Annotated in this window: 18 protein-coding genes, 1 pseudogene and 1 riboswitch; of the genes and pseudogenes, 7 read left to right on the plus strand and 12 right to left on the minus strand. The window is 60.5% G+C overall.

Annotation, left to right across the window (positions count from 1 at the left end):
* Window positions 1-5 precede the first annotated feature (5 nt).
* The 3 genes and pseudogenes from ACSQ87_RS07825 to ACSQ87_RS07835 form a co-directional block, all read right to left on the minus strand.
* Entirely contained in the window at window positions 6-794 is a 789-nt protein-coding gene (locus ACSQ87_RS07825; protein WP_223432989.1) for an ABC transporter ATP-binding protein, read from the minus strand.
* A complete protein-coding gene (locus ACSQ87_RS07830) occupies window positions 791-1,606 on the minus strand; it encodes an ABC transporter permease (RefSeq protein WP_223432990.1) in 816 nt (271 codons plus the stop codon). The genes ACSQ87_RS07825 and ACSQ87_RS07830 overlap by 4 nt, the downstream gene beginning before the upstream one ends.
* A gap of 16 nt (window positions 1,607-1,622) precedes the next feature.
* Window positions 1,623-2,691: pseudogene (locus tag ACSQ87_RS07835) on the minus strand (putative urea ABC transporter substrate-binding protein).
* A gap of 61 nt (window positions 2,692-2,752) precedes the next feature.
* Window positions 2,753-2,853: riboswitch (guanidine-I (ykkC/yxkD leader) on the minus strand.
* Between the two features lie 277 nt (window positions 2,854-3,130).
* Between ACSQ87_RS07835 and ACSQ87_RS07840 the strand changes: the two are divergent.
* Both ACSQ87_RS07840 and ACSQ87_RS07845 read left to right on the plus strand, forming a co-directional pair.
* Complete coding sequence (locus ACSQ87_RS07840) at window positions 3,131-3,373, plus strand: hypothetical protein (protein WP_150654960.1); 243 nt, start codon at window positions 3,131-3,133, stop codon at window positions 3,371-3,373.
* A gap of 167 nt (window positions 3,374-3,540) precedes the next feature.
* The gene (locus tag ACSQ87_RS07845) at window positions 3,541-3,996 is read left to right on the plus strand and encodes a hypothetical protein (RefSeq protein WP_223432992.1); all 456 of its coding nucleotides are present in this window, start codon (window positions 3,541-3,543) and stop codon (window positions 3,994-3,996) included.
* 60 nt (window positions 3,997-4,056) lie between these two features.
* On the opposite strand, the gene ACSQ87_RS07850 is transcribed toward ACSQ87_RS07845, so the two are convergent.
* Complete coding sequence (locus tag ACSQ87_RS07850; RefSeq protein ID WP_223432993.1) at window positions 4,057-5,160, minus strand: enoyl-CoA hydratase/isomerase family protein; 1,104 nt, start codon at window positions 5,158-5,160, stop codon at window positions 4,057-4,059.
* Between the two features lie 132 nt (window positions 5,161-5,292).
* Here ACSQ87_RS07850 and ung point away from each other — a divergent pair, with 132 nt between their 5' ends.
* Window positions 5,293-5,985 carry a uracil-DNA glycosylase gene (gene ung, locus ACSQ87_RS07855; protein ID WP_134097792.1) on the plus strand — a complete coding sequence of 231 codons (693 nt, stop codon included), beginning with the start codon at window positions 5,293-5,295 and terminating at the stop codon, window positions 5,983-5,985.
* Window positions 5,986-6,115: 130 nt separating this feature from the next.
* Here the strand turns inward: ung and ACSQ87_RS07860 are convergent, their stop codons facing one another.
* Genes ACSQ87_RS07860 through ACSQ87_RS07880 form a run of 5 tightly spaced genes read right to left on the minus strand, consistent with a single transcriptional unit; the run spans window position 6,116 to window position 11,492 of the window.
* Entirely contained in the window at window positions 6,116-7,156 is a 1,041-nt protein-coding gene (locus tag ACSQ87_RS07860; RefSeq protein ID WP_223432994.1) for an AbrB family transcriptional regulator, read from the minus strand.
* Entirely contained in the window at window positions 7,149-8,663 is a 1,515-nt protein-coding gene (locus ACSQ87_RS07865) for a tripartite tricarboxylate transporter permease (RefSeq protein WP_223432995.1), read from the minus strand. Before ACSQ87_RS07865 ends, ACSQ87_RS07860 begins: the two co-directional genes overlap by 8 nt.
* Before the next feature lies 1 nt (window position 8,664).
* A complete protein-coding gene (locus tag ACSQ87_RS07870; protein WP_223432996.1) occupies window positions 8,665-9,123 on the minus strand; it encodes a tripartite tricarboxylate transporter TctB family protein in 459 nt (152 codons plus the stop codon).
* 59 nt (window positions 9,124-9,182) lie between these two features.
* The gene (locus tag ACSQ87_RS07875; protein ID WP_150654967.1) at window positions 9,183-10,160 is read right to left on the minus strand and encodes a Bug family tripartite tricarboxylate transporter substrate binding protein; all 978 of its coding nucleotides are present in this window, start codon (window positions 10,158-10,160) and stop codon (window positions 9,183-9,185) included.
* Window positions 10,161-10,199: 39 nt separating this feature from the next.
* A complete protein-coding gene (locus tag ACSQ87_RS07880) occupies window positions 10,200-11,492 on the minus strand; it encodes an OprD family porin (protein ID WP_223432997.1) in 1,293 nt (430 codons plus the stop codon).
* A gap of 234 nt (window positions 11,493-11,726) precedes the next feature.
* On the opposite strand from ACSQ87_RS07880, the gene ACSQ87_RS07885 reads away from it, so the two are divergent.
* Together ACSQ87_RS07885 and ACSQ87_RS07890 are read left to right on the plus strand one after the other, a co-directional pair.
* On the plus strand, window positions 11,727-12,398 hold the full coding sequence (locus ACSQ87_RS07885) for a response regulator (RefSeq protein ID WP_008153060.1): 672 nt from the start codon (window positions 11,727-11,729) through the stop codon (window positions 12,396-12,398).
* The gene (locus ACSQ87_RS07890; RefSeq protein WP_223432998.1) at window positions 12,391-13,776 is read left to right on the plus strand and encodes a sensor histidine kinase; all 1,386 of its coding nucleotides are present in this window, start codon (window positions 12,391-12,393) and stop codon (window positions 13,774-13,776) included. The genes ACSQ87_RS07885 and ACSQ87_RS07890 overlap by 8 nt, the downstream gene beginning before the upstream one ends.
* A gap of 126 nt (window positions 13,777-13,902) precedes the next feature.
* Here ACSQ87_RS07890 and ACSQ87_RS07895 read toward each other — a convergent pair whose 3' ends face one another.
* Window positions 13,903-14,724: an HDOD domain-containing protein gene (locus ACSQ87_RS07895; protein ID WP_150654970.1), complete on the minus strand. Its 822-nt coding sequence runs from the start codon at window positions 14,722-14,724 to the stop codon at window positions 13,903-13,905.
* A gap of 34 nt (window positions 14,725-14,758) precedes the next feature.
* Window positions 14,759-15,700, minus strand: coding sequence for a CAF17-like 4Fe-4S cluster assembly/insertion protein YgfZ (gene ygfZ / locus ACSQ87_RS07900; protein ID WP_223432999.1), 942 nt, complete (start codon window positions 15,698-15,700; stop codon window positions 14,759-14,761).
* A 149-nt stretch (window positions 15,701-15,849) separates the two neighbouring features.
* Between ygfZ and ACSQ87_RS07905 the strand changes: the two genes are divergently transcribed.
* Window positions 15,850-16,104, plus strand: coding sequence for a succinate dehydrogenase assembly factor 2 (locus ACSQ87_RS07905; protein WP_007944081.1), 255 nt, complete (start codon window positions 15,850-15,852; stop codon window positions 16,102-16,104).
* Complete coding sequence (locus ACSQ87_RS07910) at window positions 16,088-16,540, plus strand: protein YgfX (protein WP_223433000.1); 453 nt, start codon at window positions 16,088-16,090, stop codon at window positions 16,538-16,540. Before ACSQ87_RS07905 ends, ACSQ87_RS07910 begins: the two co-directional genes overlap by 17 nt.
* Here ACSQ87_RS07910 and nadB read toward each other — a convergent pair.
* A complete protein-coding gene (nadB, locus tag ACSQ87_RS07915; RefSeq protein WP_150654973.1) occupies window positions 16,509-18,125 on the minus strand; it encodes an L-aspartate oxidase in 1,617 nt (538 codons plus the stop codon). The two genes, ACSQ87_RS07910 and nadB, sit on opposite strands and share 32 nt — an antisense overlap.
* Window positions 18,126-18,387: the final 262 nt, after the last annotated feature.

Genomic DNA, 18,387 nt, shown 5'->3' on the forward strand with positions numbered 1-18,387 from the left:
TCCTCTTAAGCGGTACGAAGCGTGCCTGCCAGCTCAGCCGGCAAGGCGTCGACGGCGGCGCGATGGGCGCGGCGGTCGCTGTTCAAAGGGATGTCGTAGGTGATGCGTGCGCCATAGGCGCCGGGGGCATGCGGGTCGACGCGGACCTTGTCGAACACCAACAGGCGCGTGCCGAGGCTGAAGCCTTCGGACAGGTCGTGGGTGACCATGAACACCGTCAGTTGCGTCTCGCGCCACAGTTCCAGCAGCAGACCGTGCATGTCCTTGCGGATGCCTGGATCGAGGGCGCCGAATGGCTCGTCGAGCAGCAACACCCGAGGCTTCATGATCAGCGCCTGGGCAATCGCCAGTCGTTGTTGCATGCCGCCGGAAAGCTGCGCCGGGTACTTGTCCAGCGAGTGGCCGAGGCCGACTTTGTGTAGCAGCACTGAGGCTTGTTCGCGTGCGTCTTTTTTAGCGCTGCCGAACAAGCGTCCGAGCAGAGGCGAACGTGGCAGTTCGAGACCGAGGGCGACGTTGTCCAGCACAGTCAGGTGCGGGAACACCGAGTAGCGCTGGAACACCACGCCACGGCTGGCATCCGGCTCGCCGGCCAAGGCCTGGCCATCCAGCAGAATCTCGCCGCGACTGGCGCGCTCCTGCCCGAGCAGCAGCCGCAGGAAGGTCGACTTGCCGCAACCCGATGCACCAACCAAGGTGCAAAACTCACCTTCGTTAACGCTCAGGTTCAGCCCTTCTAGCACCACCTGATCAGCGTATTTCTGCCAGACGTTTCTTACCGTGATGAAGCTCATGCCCGTACTCCTTCATACCAAGGGAAAGCACGTTGGGTCAGGCGCTTGAGACCCCAGTCCATCAGCCAGGCGAGGAGGGTGATCCAGATCACGTACGGCAGAATCACGTCCATCGCCAGATAGCGACGCACCAGGAAAATCCGGTAACCGAGGCCGTCGGTGGAGGCGATGGCTTCGGCGGCGATCAGGAACAACCACGCCGAACCGAGCATCAGCCGCAGCGAGATCAACAAGCGTGGCAACAGTTGCGGCAGCACCACGCGCAGCATCAGCGTCCAGGTCGAAGCGCCGAGGGTCTGGGCCTTGATCAGCAGCTCCACGGGAATTTCCCGGGCGCGTTGCTCCAGATCGCGAGCAAGACACGGAGTGATGCCGATCACGATCAGCATCACTTTCGACAATTCCCCCAGACCGAACACGATGAACAGAATCGGCAGAATCGCCAGCGGCGGCACCATCGAAAGCACCGTCAGCAACGGCGACAACGGCGCGCCAAACAGCGGCAGGGTACCGGCGGCGATGCCCAGGCACAGCCCGGCCAGCGCACTGATGCCGAGGCCGATGGCCAGGCGTCGCAGGCTGGACGCGGTGTCTTGCCACAACAGGTATTCACCGGTGCGGGTGTCGGCGGTGAACGCCAGGCGTTTCACCGCGTCGGTCATCTGCACGGCGCTCGGCAGCAGCTTGTCATTGGGGTTGTCCGTCAGCCGCTCGGCCGAGCCCATGAAGTAGGCGAACAGCACCAGGGCGAACGGCAGGATCACCAACAGCAGGCGACTTGGACGATCCGGGTAGCGATTGATCAGGCGCATGGCCAGGTCCTCCTGATTACAGCTTGGCGTCGGCGGCCATCTGCACGTAGGTCGGGTCGAAGCGCAGCTTGAGGTTGGTCTTGTCGCCGCTGGTCACGCCGTTGGCGAACGCCATGCCGACCGCGCTGGTGTCCTTGGCGCCTTCACCCAGCAAGCCGTGCTGGAACGAGAACTCGGCGACTTTGCGCATGGTTTCCGGCAGTTGCTTGCTGGTGGAGAACGCCAGGGCTTCTTTGGGTGTGGCGAACAATTTGGTGGTGTCCAGTTGCGACTGGAAACCAGCCAGATCGGTGCCGGAAGCTTTGGCCATGTGTTCGAGCGCGGTTTTGCTGGCGGCGTTTTTGGCGTTCATCAACTCCACCACTTCGAACCAGGCGCCGGTCAGCGCTTTGCCCAGGGCCGGGTTGTCTTTGAGGGTCGATGAGTTGACCACCATCATGTCCATGATTTCGCCGGGGATCTGGCTGGAGTTGAACACTTCGGTCACTGCAGGCTTGGCCTTGATGTCCGAAAGCATCGGGTTCCAGGTGGTGACAGCGTTGACCTGATCGGTGTTGAAGGCCGCCGAGATGTCGGCGTCGGAGGTGTTGACCACTTTCAGGTCTTTCTCGGTGAGATCGACCGAATCCAGCGCCCTGGCCAGCAGGTAGTGGGAGACAGAGAGCTCCACCAGATTGACGTCCATGCCTTTGAGGTCGGTGACTTTCTTGCCGTCGCCCTTGAGCACGATGCCGTCGTTGCCGTTGGAGAAATCGCTGACGATCAGCGCGGTGCTGTCGACGGCCACCGGCCGCCGGAATGGTCAGCGCATCCATGTTGGTCATGGTGCAGCCATCGAACTGGCCGGCGGTGTATTGGTTGATGGATTCGACGTAGTCATTGAGCTGCACGACATCGATCTTGATGCCGTACTTCTTCGCCCATTTGTCGACGATGCCTTGGCTGCCGGCGTACTCCCACGGCATCCAACCGGCGTAGATGGTCCAGCAGACGCTGAAGTGGTCTTTTTGTGCGGCCTGGGACGAGACGCTCACGAAGGCTGCGAATGCAGCGGCGAGCAGGGCGGGTAAACGAAGCTTGAGCATGGTGGTTCTCCAGTTGATCAAGGGCGGGCAGGAGTCAACGCGGCACCGTGAACGGTGGCTTGTCTCCCGGGCTTTTATCCCGCCGTGTAACCTCAACTGGAGGTCGCCAACTCTCGGACCAGCCACTCGCCTTAGCGAGCCGGAACCCTAGTCAGCCATTGCAAATTGTGGTGCCGCGAACCTGTGATGACTCCTGCACGTCTTTGCTAAAGCGAGAGCCGTGCCAAGTCGGCTTGAGCGCTCTAGCGTGGGCGATTACGCAATTGACGCGTTGGGGAGAGATGGCGGCGTTGCCTTGTGATGGTGCATGGGTGCACCGCAATGGATCGGGTCGGCCGCTGATCTGAAGGTCCAGGCGGCTCGGCACTCGGCGCAGCATTGCCAGTCAAAACAGGTGTCAGCCGGCCTGTTCCGGTTGTGGGTCTTTCAGGAGGCCGCCATGTTTCGTCGACTGTTGTTCGCTATGGTTCTCGGTCTGGGGCTGTCCGGCTGCTATTACTACGCCGGTGGCTACGATGTGTACTCCGAGCCTTATTACTACCCCGGCTATTCACCCTATTCCTACTATTACGGACCGCGCTATTACTCCGGACCGCGCTTTTATGGTGGCTATCGCTACTACTATTGGGGCGGGCACGGGCCACGTCATTACGGTGGTGGATATCGCGGTGGCCACCATTAATCAGCGGGTGAATGGATGAAAAACCTTTCATCGGCGACTTGTTTCAATCTGTTTCAGGAACGCACCAGATTTGGAAAACGATGTCTGATCTTTCGACAGTCACCGAATAATTGACTGTCGCCTGCCAGCGTCGCTGGTGTGGCTCACTCGCGGTCCAGGAGGCCGCCATGTATCTGCGAATTCTTCTGATTGCTGTATTGGGATTGTCTCTTGGTGCATGCGTGCCCTATTCCGATGGAGGAGCCAGCTACTACAGTTCCGAGGTCTATACCTCGCCAGCCTATTATGACGGCGGACCTTACTATGCAGGCGGCGGCGGTTATTACACGCAACCACGCCGGTACTACGCACCGCCAGCTCGGTACTACCAGCCAACGCCGCGGTATTACTACCAACCGCGGGTTTATCAACCGGCACCACGCTATTACCAGTCGTCACCACGAGCCGATTACCGGGCTCATCAGAATCGCGGCTGGGATGGCCATAACCGTGGCGGTTGGGACGGCCGTAACCGCGGTGGATACAACGACTATCGCGGCGGCCATGGCGGACGCGACAACCGTGGCGAAAGGGGCTACCACAACGGTCGCGGCGATCACGATGGCCGAGGCGGCCACCGTTAAACACTCGTAAAAAAAGCGGCGCATGAAGCGCCGCTTTTTTATGCCCGGATTTCAGTATTCCTACAGATCGGCCAGAGGATGCCGGCCTTCCCAGGCCTTGTGGAAATGCGCTTCTACCACTGCATCCGGCAGGTTATTGATGTCTGGCCAGTGCCAATGCGGTTTTTGATCCTTGTCGATCAACCGTGCGCGCACGCCTTCGCTGAACTCAGGATGACGGCAACAGTTGAGGCTTATGGTGTATTCCATCTGAAAGACTTGCGCCAGCGACATGTGCCGGGCACGGGCGATCTGCTCCCACACCAGATGAGCGGTCAGGGGCGAGCCTTCGCTCATGGTTTTCGCGGCACGGCTGAGCAGCAGATCCGTGTTGTCGCGCAGCTGGCTGATGGCCTTCCAGGCGCAGCGCACGTCACTGACATCCAGCAGCTCATCGATCTGCTGGCGTCGCGGTAACCACTGGGCTTCGGGCATTTGCGCGATGGCTTCCTGCTGCAGGGCTTTGAGCAGGCTGTTCAGCTGCATCGGCGTCTGTTCCTGCCAGTTCAACTGCAGCAGGCCTTCCATCAGCTCTTCCTGCTGTTCATCGAGCAGGAAACGGTCGGCCAGGTCGAGATCGATCGCATCGCGACCGTTTATATGGGCGCCGGTCAGGCCGAGAAACAATCCGAGCTTGCCGGGCAGACGCGACAGAAACCAACTGGCCCCGACATCCGGGTACAAACCGATACTGATCTCTGGCATCGCCAGGCGGCTGCTCGGCGTGACAATCCGGATGCCCGCCCCTTGCAGCAGCCCCATGCCGCCGCCGAGCACATAGCCATGCCCCCAGCAGATCAGCGGTTTAGGGTAAGTGTGCAGATTGAAGTCCAGGCGATATTCCGCCGCAAAGAAATGCGCGGCCAGCGGCGGCACTTCGCCGGGATGGGCGCGACAGGCTTCCACCAGGCTGCGGACTTCGCCACCGGCGCAAAAGGCTTTGGTGCCGTTGCCGCGCAACACGACGCAGACGATTTGCGGTTCTTTGGCCCAGACGTCCAGTTGATCGCGCAAGGCGTTGATCATCGGCAAGGACAGGGCATTGAGGGACTTTTCGGCATCCAGGCTGGCGACTCCGATGCGTGCGCCGTCGGTGCCAGTGAGTTCTTCGAAGTGCAGATTCATCGTGACCTCGATCGGGAATTTGAGCGTTCAGTATGATCGCTGTACAGGAAAGTGCCGGATCTGCGTCAGATCAATTGACAAGCGTGATGGGCTTTCCTAGGGTTCGCCCCATTGTTTTTGCCGGATGTAACCATGACTGCTGACGACCGTATCAAACTCGAACCGAGCTGGAAGGAGGCACTGCGTGCCGAATTCGACCAGCCCTACATGGCAGAGTTGCGCGACTTCCTGCAAGAGGAGCGCGCGGCAGGCAAGGAAATCTACCCTCCGGGACCGATGATTTTCAACGCGCTCAATTCGACGCCGCTGGATAAAGTCAAAGTCGTCATCCTCGGCCAGGACCCGTATCACGGTCCGGGACAGGCCCATGGCTTGTGCTTCTCGGTGCAACCAGGCGTACCGGCACCGCCGTCGCTGGTGAACATCTATAAGGAGTTGAAACGCGACCTGAACATCGACATCCCGACCCACGGTTGCCTGCAAAGCTGGGCCGACCAGGGCGTGCTGATGATCAACACCACCATGACCGTGGAACGCGCCAACGCCAACGCCCATGCGGGCAAAGGCTGGCAGCACTTTACCGATCGGATTATCGAAGTGGTCAGCGAACACCAGCCACATCTGGTGTTCCTGCTGTGGGGCGCGCATGCCCAGAGCAAGCAGAAACTGATCGATGCCACCAAACACCTGGTGCTGACCTCGGTGCATCCGTCACCGTTGTCCGCCTATCGTGGCTTCCTCGGGTGCGGGCACTTCAGTCGAACCAACAAGTTTCTGGAACAGAATGGCGAAACGCCGATCGAATGGCGGTTGCCACCAGTTTGATGCGCAGACCGGGAGGGTCCCTTCGCGAGCAAGCCCGCTCCCACACTGGATCTCTGTGAACACTCTATTTGTGATCACCAGAGATCCAGTGTGGGAGCGGGCTTGCTCGCGAAGCAGGCGACTCGGTCTTTTAGACAGAATCCGGTTGCCGGTTCCAATACTTGAACAACGGCTCCGCCAGAAACAACACAAACAACAGCCGCATCACCTGCATTGCTGTCACCAGCGGCACCGACAACTGCAATGTCTCTGCCGTCAGGCTCATCTCCGCAATCCCGCCGGGCATCATGCCGAGCGTCAGCGAACGCAAATCCAGATGCGTCAGCGCACTCAACCCCAATGCTGCCAACGTGGCGATCAACATGGTCAACACCGTGCCAATCAACGTCCGCCCCATGAATGACGGCGCACGCCGGAAAAACTGCCGATTGAAGTGACACCCCAGCCCGCTGCCAATCAGCCATTGGCCGATCTGGCTGCCGCCGTTGGGCAAACTGATGTGCAGATCCCAGCCAATACTCACCGCCGCACTCACCAGCAACGGCCCGAACAGCCACGGATTGGGTTGATGCAACCGCTGCCAGCCCCAGGCGAGCAGGGCGCCCGCCGGAAACAGAAACGCCAGCCAGCGCCAGTCAACGGAAGTGGCGTGGGCCAGCGGCGCACCGTCACCCAACAAATACTTGAACGCCGCCGGCACACACAGCACCACCACCAACACCCGCAGACTTTGCCCCGCCGCAACACGACTGAGCACCGCGCCGTTACGCGCGCCGAGGTTGACCATCTCCCCGGAGCCGCCCGGCATGCTGGAAAAGAACGCGGTCGCGCGGTCTTCACCGGTGCGCCGCATCAACCAGACCCCGACCACGGCCGACAGGCTGGTGACCAACGCACCGAAGAAGATCAAACCGAAGTGGCTCAGCACCTGCTCCATCACCACCGGGGTGAAATGCAGACCGATCCCGATGCCGACAATCCACTGGCCGCACTTGCGGCCGCCAGGGATTTCCGCCAATTGCCAGGGTGTCAGGCAACGCACCAGGATGATCGCCAGCAACGAGCCGACCATCCACGGCAGTGGCCAGCCGATCTGGCTGGCCAGGTAACCGCCCAGCAGACCGACCAGCGGGGTTCCCCACCAGGCTTTGAAGGGTGTTCGATCAAACATCGGCGATTGCGCGCCGGGCGACCGAACGTTTGCGCCAGATGCGCAGGAGTGGCATTAGCAGCATGATCGCGGTCAGCACCCAGACACCGAAGGTGATCGGGCTCGACCAGAGGATTTCCAGCGCACCGTTGGAAATCGACAGGGCGCGACGCAGGTTTTGCTCCATCAGGCCACCAAGGATGAAGCCCAACAGAACCGGCGACAACGGGAAGTCCAGCTTGCGCAGGATGTAACCGAAGATGCCGATACCGATCATCAGGAACAGGTCGAAGGTGGTGGCGTGCACCGCGTAGACGCCGATCCCGGTAATGATCGCGATCACCGGCACCAGCGCCCAGTTCGGCACGGCAAGGATGCGGGTGAAGATGCGGATCATCGGGATGTTGAGGATCACCAGCATGATGTTGGCGACAAACAACGAAGCGATCAGGCCCCAGACGATGTCGGGTTGCTGTTGGAACAGCAGCGGCCCCGGCGTGATGTTGTACAGCGACAGCGCGCCGATCATCACTGCCGTGGTACCCGAGCCCGGAACGCCGAGGGTCAGCATTGGCACCAGGGCACCGCAGGCAGCGCCACCGATAGCGGTTTCCGGAGCCGCGAGGCCACGCATGTCGCCTTGTCCGAAAGTGCCCTTGGCGCCGGCGATACGTTTCTCGGTCATGTAGGCCACAGCGCTGGCCAACGTCGCGCCGGCACCCGGCAACACGCCCATGATGAAGCCCAGCAAACCGCAACGGATGTTCACCACGAACACCGCCGAGGCTTCCTTGAAGTTGAACATCATGCGCCCGGTGGCTTTCACCGCTTCCTGGCCGCGATGAGTTTTTTCCAGCAGCAGAAGGATTTCACTGATGGAGAACAAGCCCAGTACCAGCACAACGAACTGAATGCCGTCCGTCAAATGGATGTTATCCCCGGTGAAACGGTATACGCCGCTGTTGGCATCGATCCCGACGGTCGATAGAAACAAACCGATCAGCGCGGCGATAAAGGTCTTTAGTGGTCGGTCGCCGGCCATGCCGCCGAGACAGACAATCGCGAACACCATCAGCACGAAATACTCTGCCGGTCCAAAGGCAATCGCCCATTTCGCCAGCAGCGGGGCGAACAGCACCATGCCGCAGGTGGCGATGAACGCACCGATGAACGAACTCCACGCCGACAACGACAGTGCTACACCGGCCAGGCCTTTGCGGGCCATCGGGTAACCGTCGAGGGTGGTCATGACGGTGGAGGCTTCGCCCGGAATGTTCAGCAGGATCGAACTGATCCGGCCGCCGTATTCGCAGCCCAGGTACACCGCCGCCAGCAGAATCAGCGCCGACTCCGGTGGCAGGCCGAGGGCGAATGCGATCGGGATCAACAGCGCCACGCCGTTGATCGGGCCCAGGCCCGGCAACAGCCCGACGACCGTGCCGATCAGGGTGCCGCATAGCGCGGTTACCAGGTTATACGGGCTCAGCGCGACGCCGAAGCCCTGACCCAAATAGCCAAGAGTATCCATATCAGTTCTCCAGAACGTCGAGCACGCCCAGCGGCAGTGGCACGTCCATCACCTTGTCGAACAGCAGATAAAGACCGATAGCCATCAGGCTGATGATCACCGTACTGGGCAGCCAGCGGCCGCCATACAGGCGTGCCATAGGGATCCCGATCAGAATGCTGGCGACGATGAAACCAAGGGGTTCGAAGGCCCCGGCGAACACCAGCAACAGCAGCACGCAGATGCCGATTTTGATCAGGGTTTCGCGGTCCAGTTTCGGGTCGTCGTCGCTGTGCACGATCGGCGTCGGCCGAAACACCATGTACAGCAAAGCCAGCCCCATCAGGCCGAGCATCAACAATGGAAAGGCTCGAGGCCCCACCGGTTCGTAGGAAAATGCCGCTTGATACGGCCACGCCATCAGCGCCAGGCCAACACAGGCCAGCAACAGCACCGCAGCAAAAATGCGTTGTAAGAGCATGGGAAACTCCTGTGCCGCAGCCCTCCAGAACGGGGGCCGCAGCCGCTAGACAGAGGCGATCACTGAATCAGGCCGAACTCTTTGGCCAGCACTTTGTAATCGGCGACCTGCTTTTTCACGTAGGTGTCCAGCTCCGGGCCGGTCATGGCGAACGGGAACAGTTCACGCTGATCGCGCAACTTGGCGAACTCTTCGGAAGCCAGCAGCTTGTCGAAAGCGTCTTTCCACCAGGCGTAGTCTTCGTCGCTGACCTTTGGCCCGAGGTAGAAGCCGCGAACCACCGGCCAGACGATGTCGTAGCCTTGCTCTTTGGCGGTCGGGATGTCTTTCATTTCCGGCTCGTCCAGACGCTTCTCGGAGAACACGGCCAGCAGGCGCATGTCACCGCTCTGGATGTGCGGCATGGAGTCGGAGATGTCGGTGCTGCCGACCTGGATGTGGCCGCCGAGCAGGGCGGTGGCGATTTCACCGCCGCCTTCGAGGGCGACGTAACGCAGGTCGCGCGGGTTGATCCCGGCAGCCTTGGCGATCAGGGCGGTCTGCATCCAGTCCTGGCTGCCGACGGTGCCGCCGGAGCCGATCACCACTTTGCTCGGATCTTTCTTCAACGCCTGAACCAGATCGTCCAGGGTCTTGTAGGGCGAATCGCTTTTCACCGCGATGGCGCCGTAGCTTGTTCCAACTGCGGCCAGCCAGCGCACGGCGTTTTCATCGAAACGACCGAACTTGCCTTGGGCCAGGTTCAACAGCGAGCCGCTGGACCACGCCACCAGCGTGCCGGCATCGGCCGGACGCTGGGCGACCACCGCGTTGTACGCCACCGCGCCAACACCGCCGGGCATGTAGGTCACGCGCATCGGTTTGGTCAGCAGTTTTTCGTTGACCAGCGCGCTTTGCGCCAGTTTGCAGGTCAGGTCGAAACCGCCGCCGGGCGAGGCCGGGGCGATGCATTCCGGGCGTTTGGGTTCGGCGAGCAATTGGCCGGCGAACAGCAGGGCGCTGGCGGTGAGAGCAACTTTACGCATTGATAGGTTCATTCAAGTCTCCTTGGGAGTTGTTGTTATAGGTGTACTGAATTACCAAAGGGCAACGCTATAGCTCACCAGCAGACGCACTTCATCGGCATCGCGAGCGGAGTAGTTGGAACGGTAAGTGGCATTACGCAGGCGCACGGCGACATCCTTGAGCGCGCCGCTTTGTACGACGTATTTGATTTCGGTGTTGCGTTCCCACTCTTTGCCTTCGTCACCGTTCTTGAGCTTGATGTTGTCACCGCTCACGTAACGGCTCATGAAACTCAGGCCGGGAACCCCAAGCCTGGCGAAGTCAAAGTCGTAACGTGCCTGCCAGGAGTGTTCTTCGGCGCCGGCAAAGTCGTTGATCTGAACGAAGTTGACCAGGTACGGGTCACTGCCATCGACATAAGGGAACGCGCTGTCGCCGGACATGTGCTGATAGCCGGCGCTGAATTTATGCCCGCTCAAGGCGTAGCTCACCAAGCCGTTGAGGGATTTGTTGTCGATCTTGCCGCCGCGGGCCTCGCCCTGGTCATCACTGATGGCCAGGCGCAGATCGGTGCCGAAAGTGCCGGGGCCGAACGGTTGCGAAGCGACAACACCGAGGAAGTGCTGGTTGTAGACTTCATCAAGTTGCGCGAAGTGGTAGCTGCCGGTGATTTTGTCGGTGAACTTGTAGTCCAGGCCGCCAAAGTCGAAATGCTTGCCGGCTACGGTGCCAGCGAAGCGGCTGTTCTTGTTGTTGAGGGCGATGTCCTCGAAGTCGGTGCTGTCGCGGTCCTTGGCTTTCTCCAGGCGCCCGCCGGTGAAGGTCAGGTTCTTGATCTCTTTGGAGGTCAGCAGGCCGCCTTCAAAGGTCTGCGGCAGAATGCGCCCGTCGTTGGCTTTGAGGATCGGCAGTTCCGGAATCAGGCTGCCGATTTTAAGTTCCGTGGCGGAGATTTTCACTTTGCCGGTCAGGCCAAGCTTGGAGTACTCATCGGCCGCGCGGCCGTCGTCATGGGTTGGCAACAGGCCGGTGCCGGTGCGGTCCGGACTTGAATCGAGTTTTACCCCCAGCATACCCAGTGCATCGACACCGAACCCCACGGTGCCGTCGGTGTAACCCGATTGCAGGTTGAGCATGAACCCCTGAGCCCATTCGTCCCGCTTGGATTGCTGGGCGCTGGTACCGTCGCGAAAGTCGCGGTTGAAATACATGTTGCGGGTTTCGAAGGTTGCCGTACTGTCTTCGAAGAAGGCAGCCTGACTCAACGGCGAAAAGCCGGCGAGGGCGGCGGCACAGGTAAGGGCGGTGTGGCTGAAGCGGGAAAAGCGAGCAGGCGGGCAAGCCTGTAGCTGCATGGACAGCATCTTGAAGTACTCCGTTTATTGTTCTTATTGGCGAAAACGCTTCGAGGCGTTTTTCGTACGCTATGTGCGGTAGCGACGGGCAGTCGAAGCTGTCCGTGGCTGGACTCTAACCGGCCAACCTTTCGCTAACCTTTCAGAAGACTTTCACGGTTTTCGGGCTTCACAGCGGCGGTTGCGGCTGTAAACTCCGCGCCAAAGAATGGCGTCGACCATCCCTGAATGAGGTAAAGATCCATGCGTGTTCTGCTCGTCGAAGACCATCTGCAGCTCGCCGAAAGTGTCGCTCAGGCGCTCAAGAGCACCGGATTGACCGTGGATGTGCTGCACGACGGCGTGGCGGCCGACCTGGCGTTGAGCAGCGAGGAATACGCCATGGCGATCCTCGACGTCGGCCTGCCGCGCATGGATGGCTTCGAAGTGCTGGCGCGCCTGCGGGCGCGGGGCAAGAACCTGCCGGTGTTGATGTTGACCGCCCGCAGCGACGTCAAGGATCGGGTCCACGGCCTGAACCTTGGCGCTGACGATTACCTGGCCAAACCTTTCGAACTGACCGAACTCGAGGCCCGGGTCAAAGCCTTGCTGCGCCGCAGTGTGCTCGGCGGTGAACGCCTGCAGCGCTGCGGTGTGCTGGCTTATGACCTGGACACTCGGCGCTTCACCCTCGGCGAAGAGTTGCTGACCCTGACCTCCCGCGAGCAGGCCGTGCTCGAAGCCCTGATCGCCCGGCCCGGTCGGGTGATGAGCAAGGAGCAACTGGCCTCGCAAGTCTTCGGTCTGGACGAAGAGGCCAGCCCCGACGCCATCGAGATCTATGTCCATCGCCTGCGCAAGAAGCTCGATGGCCAACCGGTCGTCATCGTGACCTTCCGCGGTCTCGGCTACTTGCTGGAAAGCCGCGATGCATAAGCCCAGCAGCCTGCGCTGGCGGTTGCTGTGGAATCTGGCGTTGTTGCTGGTGGTGTTGATGCTGGCCAGTGGTTTGAGCGCTTACTGGAACGGTCGCGAAGCTGCCGACACCGCCTATGACCGGACCTTGCTGGCCTCGGCGCGGACTATCGCCGCCGGTGTCTCCCAGCGCGACGGCTCGCTGAGCGCTGATGTGCCGTACGTGGCCCTCGATACTTTTGCGTACGACAGCGCGGGACGGATTTTTTACCTGGTCAACGACATCAATCAGAAGCTGATCTCGGGCTACGAAAACCTGCCACCGCCGCCGCCGGGAACGCCGCGCACCGATGACTATCCGGCACTGGCGCGTTTCTATAACGCCAAGTACCAGGGGCAGAACGTACGTGTGGTGAGCCTGCTCAAACCCGTGAGTGATCCGAACATGAACGGCATGGCGGAAATCCGCGTGGCGGAAACCGATGAAGCGCGGGTCAGCATGGCCCGCAGCCTGGCAACTGACACGTTGCTGCGTCTGGGCATGCTGGCGGTGGGTGCGTTGTTGCTGGTGTGGTTTGCGGTCAGCGCCGCGTTGCGTCCGCTGGAACGCTTGCGCACTGCGGTGGAAGAGCGTCAGTCGGACGATCTGCGGCCGTTGCCGTTGGTGGAAGTGCAGCACGAATTATGGCCGCTGGTGCGCGCGCTCAATCACTTCACCGAGCGCCTGCGCGGGCAGTTCGAGCGTCAGGCGCAGTTCATCGCCGATGCCGCCCATGAGCTGCGTACTCCCCTGGCGGCACTCAAGGCACGACTGGAGCTGGGTTTGCGCTCGACCGAACCTGAAACCTGGCGCAGCACATTGGAAACCGCTGCCCAAGGCACGGATCGTTTGACCCACCTTGCCAATCAACTGCTCTCGCTGGCACGGGTTGAAAATGGTGCCCGGGCCATCGCCGAGGGCGGCGCGCAGTTACTTGATCTCAGTCAGCTGGCTCGCGAACTCGGCATGGCCATGGCGCCGCTCGCCCACGCGCGCGGTGTGGCGCTGGCGCTGGAAGCGGACGAGCCGGTGTGGTTGCGCGGCGAGCCAACGCTGTTGAACGAACTGTTGAGCAATCTGGTGGATAACGCGCTGGCCCATACGCCGCCGGGTGGCAACGTGATTCTTCGGGTCACGGCACCGGCCGTGTTGGAGGTCGAGGACGATGGCCCAGGCATTCCTCTTGAAGAGCGCGATCGGGTATTCGAGCGCTTTTATCGGCGCAACCAGCAGGTGGCCGGTTCGGGGTTGGGATTGGCGATTGTTGGCGAGATCTGCCGCGCACACCTGGCTCAAATCAGCCTGCACGATGGCGAACAGGCCGGGTTGAAGGTGCGGGTGAGTTTTATCGCCGGGTAGTTTTGTGGTGTCTGGACTGACCCCTTCGCGAGCAAGCCCGCTCCCACATTTGATCGCATTTTTCCATGAAGAACTCGGTCAAGCGTGGGAGCGGGCTTGCTCGCGAAGGGCGCGCTACGGTCTCGACTAATAAAACATCGACCGCGACTCTTCCAGATCGCGGCACATCCCCTCGTTCTCCGGATCAATCCCCAGCTTTTTGAACGCCGGCACGTTGAATACGTCGATACGCGAGAGGGGATGGTCGGTGTCCTTGTGGCAATACAGGCTGGCCACCTGCACCAGATCGACATAGTCGACCCGCTCGGAGTGTCGATTGAAGTCCAGATAAAGCCCCGGCACCTGTACCAGCATCTCCGGAAACTCCCAGACCCTGAGCAGTTTGTCGCCGAGCAGTGGATGAATGTGATCAATCACATGGTTGAGGCTGACCGGGTCAGCCAGCAGTTCATAGTGATCTTCGGCGTAGGTCAGGATCGGCAACACACCGATCTGATGCACCAGTCCGCCAAGGGCTGCCTGATCGGGCTTGAGTTGCGTGTACCTGCGGCACAATGCATAGCTGATCCCGGCGATTTCCAGGCTTTTGCGCCAGACATCGCGCATTTTCTGCTCCACCACTTCGGAGCGGGCATGGAAAATCTGTTCCATGACCAGACCGATGGCCAGGTTGCTGCTGTAGTTGATGCCCAATCGAGTGATTGCCGTGTGCAGGTCAGTGACTTCCTGGGTCGCGCGCAACAGCGGGCTATTGACCACTTTGATCAGACGCGCCGACAGCGCGGTATCGCGGCCGATCACTTTGCTCAGGGTGCTGACACTGATTTCCGGGTCTTCAGCGGCCTTGCGAATCTGCAGGGCCACTTCCGGTAACGTTGGCAGAACCAGGTCATCGTTATCGATGGCCTCAACCAAATCCTGTTGGACCTTTTCCGCCAGCTCACTCATTTCGTTTCTCTAGGTATTGCGACAAATGCTGCTGTTAACGCTGGATTTCGCGATCGCGATCCAGTTCGTAAGGCAGGTCGAGCAGGTGCAGGGCTGGCCCTTCGAGCGCGCCCAGATGGATATCACCCCCTTCCGCTGCTTCGGCTTGCAGCACGGCCAGGAGCTCAATGTTTTGCCCTGCGTTGGCGGCCAGCACCACTTCGCCGATAGAGCTGCCGTGGGTAGGGGAAAACAATTGTGTGCCAGGTTCAGGCAACTCGTTGGCATCCAGTGTCAGGCGATACAAGCGGCGCTTGAGTTTGCCCAGGTACTGCATGCGCGCGACGATTTCCTGGCCGGTGTAGCAGCCTTTCTTGAAGCTCACGCCACCCACGGCTTGCAGATTGAGCATCTGCGGGATGAACAACTCGCGAGTGCTCGGCATGACCTGACCGATCCCTGCGCGGATTTGGCCCAACAGCCATTGATTCAGATCGCCTTCGGCCAATACGGCGGACAGCTTGCCCTTGATAAGGTCGGCCTGGTCGGCGGCGACCCAGAGTTCGGCGCGGTCCGGCGAGACGCGAATGGCGATCAAGCCGTCATTGCGCGCGACGCTGTCGGTGTCGGTCGGAAGCTCAAGACCGAGGCTGATCAGTGCCGCATCGCCATGGTCCATGCCGAAGCGGACCCAGGCGGCGCTTTCGTCGGTCAGTTTGGATTTGGAAAATACCGCGTACTTTTTCAGGTCCGCCAGTTGCGGTTCCAGCAGTTCGGTGGCCATGGCCATCAGAACGCCGTCGCCTTCCAGCAGGATGCGGAAACTCGACTGCATCCGGCCCTTTTGCGTGCAGCGGGCGCCGAGGCTGGCCTGGGTGTCACTCAGGTAATTGAGGTTGCAGGTCAATTGGCCTTGCAGGAATTTGCTCGCGTCCGCGCCGCGTACTGCGAGAACGCCTTCGTGAGACAGGGTGCAGAAAAAAGCAGAATCGGCCATGGGTCATCGCAGGGTAAAGAGTCTGGGGGACATCATAAGGGGGCGCTCTTGAAATGGGTAGTTCACAAAGGATCGTTGGTGGTCGACCAAAGCCGAGTGTTCGACTCTGCCTGGGGCTGTATACTTGCCGCCTATTTGAGGAGCGCTCCATGGTCGAAGATGTTGAACTGAATCGCCTCTACTGGCACAGCCGCCGCGGCATGCTTGAGCTTGACGTGTTGCTGGTACCGTTCGTGAAAGAGGTCTATCCGCACCTCAATGATGTCGACCGCGATTGCTACCGCAAGCTGCTCGAATGCGAAGATCAGGACATGTTCGGCTGGTTCATGGAACGTGCCGAATCGGAAGATCCGGAGCTTCAGCGCATGGTTCGCATGATCCTGGATCGTGTCCAGCCCAAGTAATGCGTTCGAATGCCGCTGGCATGCCTCACGGCAATTGCTGGCGGCGTATCTTCTGGCCCAGCTGTTCGCGCTGGGTTCGCTGTGCCTTCTCTCTATTCCGGTCTGGGCCTGCCTGCTCGGCGCTTTTTGCTGTCTGGCTCACGGCGCTTGGGCGTTACCGCGACAGATTCTGCTGACACACCCAAGGGCATTTCGCGGCTTGCGTCGCAATGCCGATGGCTGGCAGTTGTGGAATCAGGAGGAGGGTTGGCAATCGGTGCAGCTACGACCGGACAGCCTGGCGCTACCTTTGCTTGTTGTGCTGCGTTTTCGGCTGCGGGGTGAACGGCGGATCAGGGCGGTTTGTGTGCCCCGTGACTCGCAGGCGTCCGATCTGCACCGGCGCCTGCGGGTTCGGCTCACGTTCAGTCGACGTAGGTGGGCGGCACCAGAATAGTGTCCAGGGCAACCGGCAGCATGTTCGGATAGTCGAGGGTGTAATGCAGGCCGCGACTTTCCTTGCGTTCCATGGCTGACTGGATCATCAGCTCGGCCACTTGGGCCAGGTTACGCAGTTCGATCAAATCCCGACTGACCTTGTAGTTGCTGTAGAACTCGTCGATTTCGTCCAGCAACAGACGCACGCGGTGCTGTGCCCGTTGCAAGCGCTTGTTGGTGCGCACAATGCCGACGTAGTCCCACATGAATCGCCGCAGTTCGTCCCAGTTGTGCGCAATGATCACGTCCTCATCGGAGTCGGTGACCTGGCTCGCATCCCAGACGGGCAGGGCGATCGGAATCGAAACTTGCGGCAGTTGCTCAAGAATGTCCGCCGCCGCCGAACGCGCGTAAACGAAACACTCCAGCAACGAGTTGCTGGCCATGCGGTTGGCGCCGTGCAGGCCGGTGAAGCTGGTTTCGCCAATGGCATATAGCCCCGGCACGTCGGTGCGACCCTGCTGATCGACCATAACGCCGCCGCACGTGTAGTGCGCCGCTGGAACCACCGGAATCGGTTGCTTGGTGATGTCGATGGAGAATTCGAGGCAGCGTTCGTACACCGTCGGGAAGTGAGTCTTGATGAACGCTTCCGGCTTGTGGCTGATGTCCAGATAGACACAATCGACGCCCAGGCGCTTCATTTCATGGTCGATGGCCCGGGCGACGATGTCGCGCGGGGCCAGCTCGGCGCGAGGGTCGAAGCGTTGCATGAAGCGTTCGCCGTTGGGCAGCTTCAGGTGTGCGCCTTCGCCGCGCAGGGCTTCGGTGATCAGGAAACTCTTGGCTTGCGGGTGATACAGGCACGTGGGGTGGAACTGGTTGAACTCCAGATTCGCCACCCGGCAGCCCGAACGCCAGGCCATGGCAATGCCATCACCGCAGGCGCCGTCGGGGTTGCTGGTATAGAGATAGACCTTTGCTGCGCCGCCCGATGCGAGGATCACAAAGCGAGCGGCGTAGGTGTCGACTTCACCGGTCCCGCGATTGAGGACGTAGGCGCCGAGGCAGCGATCACCTTCAAGGCCCAGGCGCTTTTCGGTGATCAGGTCGACCGCGACTCGCTGCTCCAGCAGTTCGATGTTCGGTCGTTGCCTGGCCTTGTCGAGCAAGGTTCTGAAAATCGCTGCGCCCGTGGCATCGGCGGCATGGATGATACGCCGATGACTGTGACCGCCTTCGCGGGTCAGGTGGAACTCGAATCCGCCATCTTCGGTGCCGGACTGTTCATCGCGGGTGAAAGGCACGCCTTGGTCGATCAGCCATTGAATCGCCTCTTTACTGTGCTCGACAGTAAAGCGCACGGCGTCTTCGTGGCACAGGCCGCCGCCAGCATTGAGGGTGTCCTCGACATGTGATTCAACGGTGTCGGTGTCATCCAGGACGGCAGCGACGCCACCCTGGGCCCAGAAAGTCGAGCCATTGGCGAGGTCGCCTTTGCTCAGTACGGCGATGCGCAAATGACCGGGCAAGGTCAGCGCAAGGCTCAAACCGGCAGCGCCGCTGCCAATGACCAGAACATCGTGTTGAAACTGTTGGCTCATTTCAGGATTCCGCTCAAAGCGACCCGGGTCGGGGTTGGCGCAAGACACCTGGATCGGCGAGTCAAGACAGCCACACAGTCCACTAGTATATAGAGGGGGGGAGCGGCACAATAGCCGAGCACACATGGCATTGTGAAACTACTGTGACGGAAAATACCTGACGCTTCGTCGGATGGTTTTTCGGCCGGTTCGGCGACAAGACGACTGTATCAACGATTTAACAGTCTTTTTCTATTCACGGTTGCACAATGTCGGTCTTGCG

The sequence above is a fragment of the Pseudomonas sp. LjRoot277 genome (assembly GCF_964253845.1).
GTDB lineage: Bacteria > Pseudomonadota > Gammaproteobacteria > Pseudomonadales > Pseudomonadaceae > Aquipseudomonas.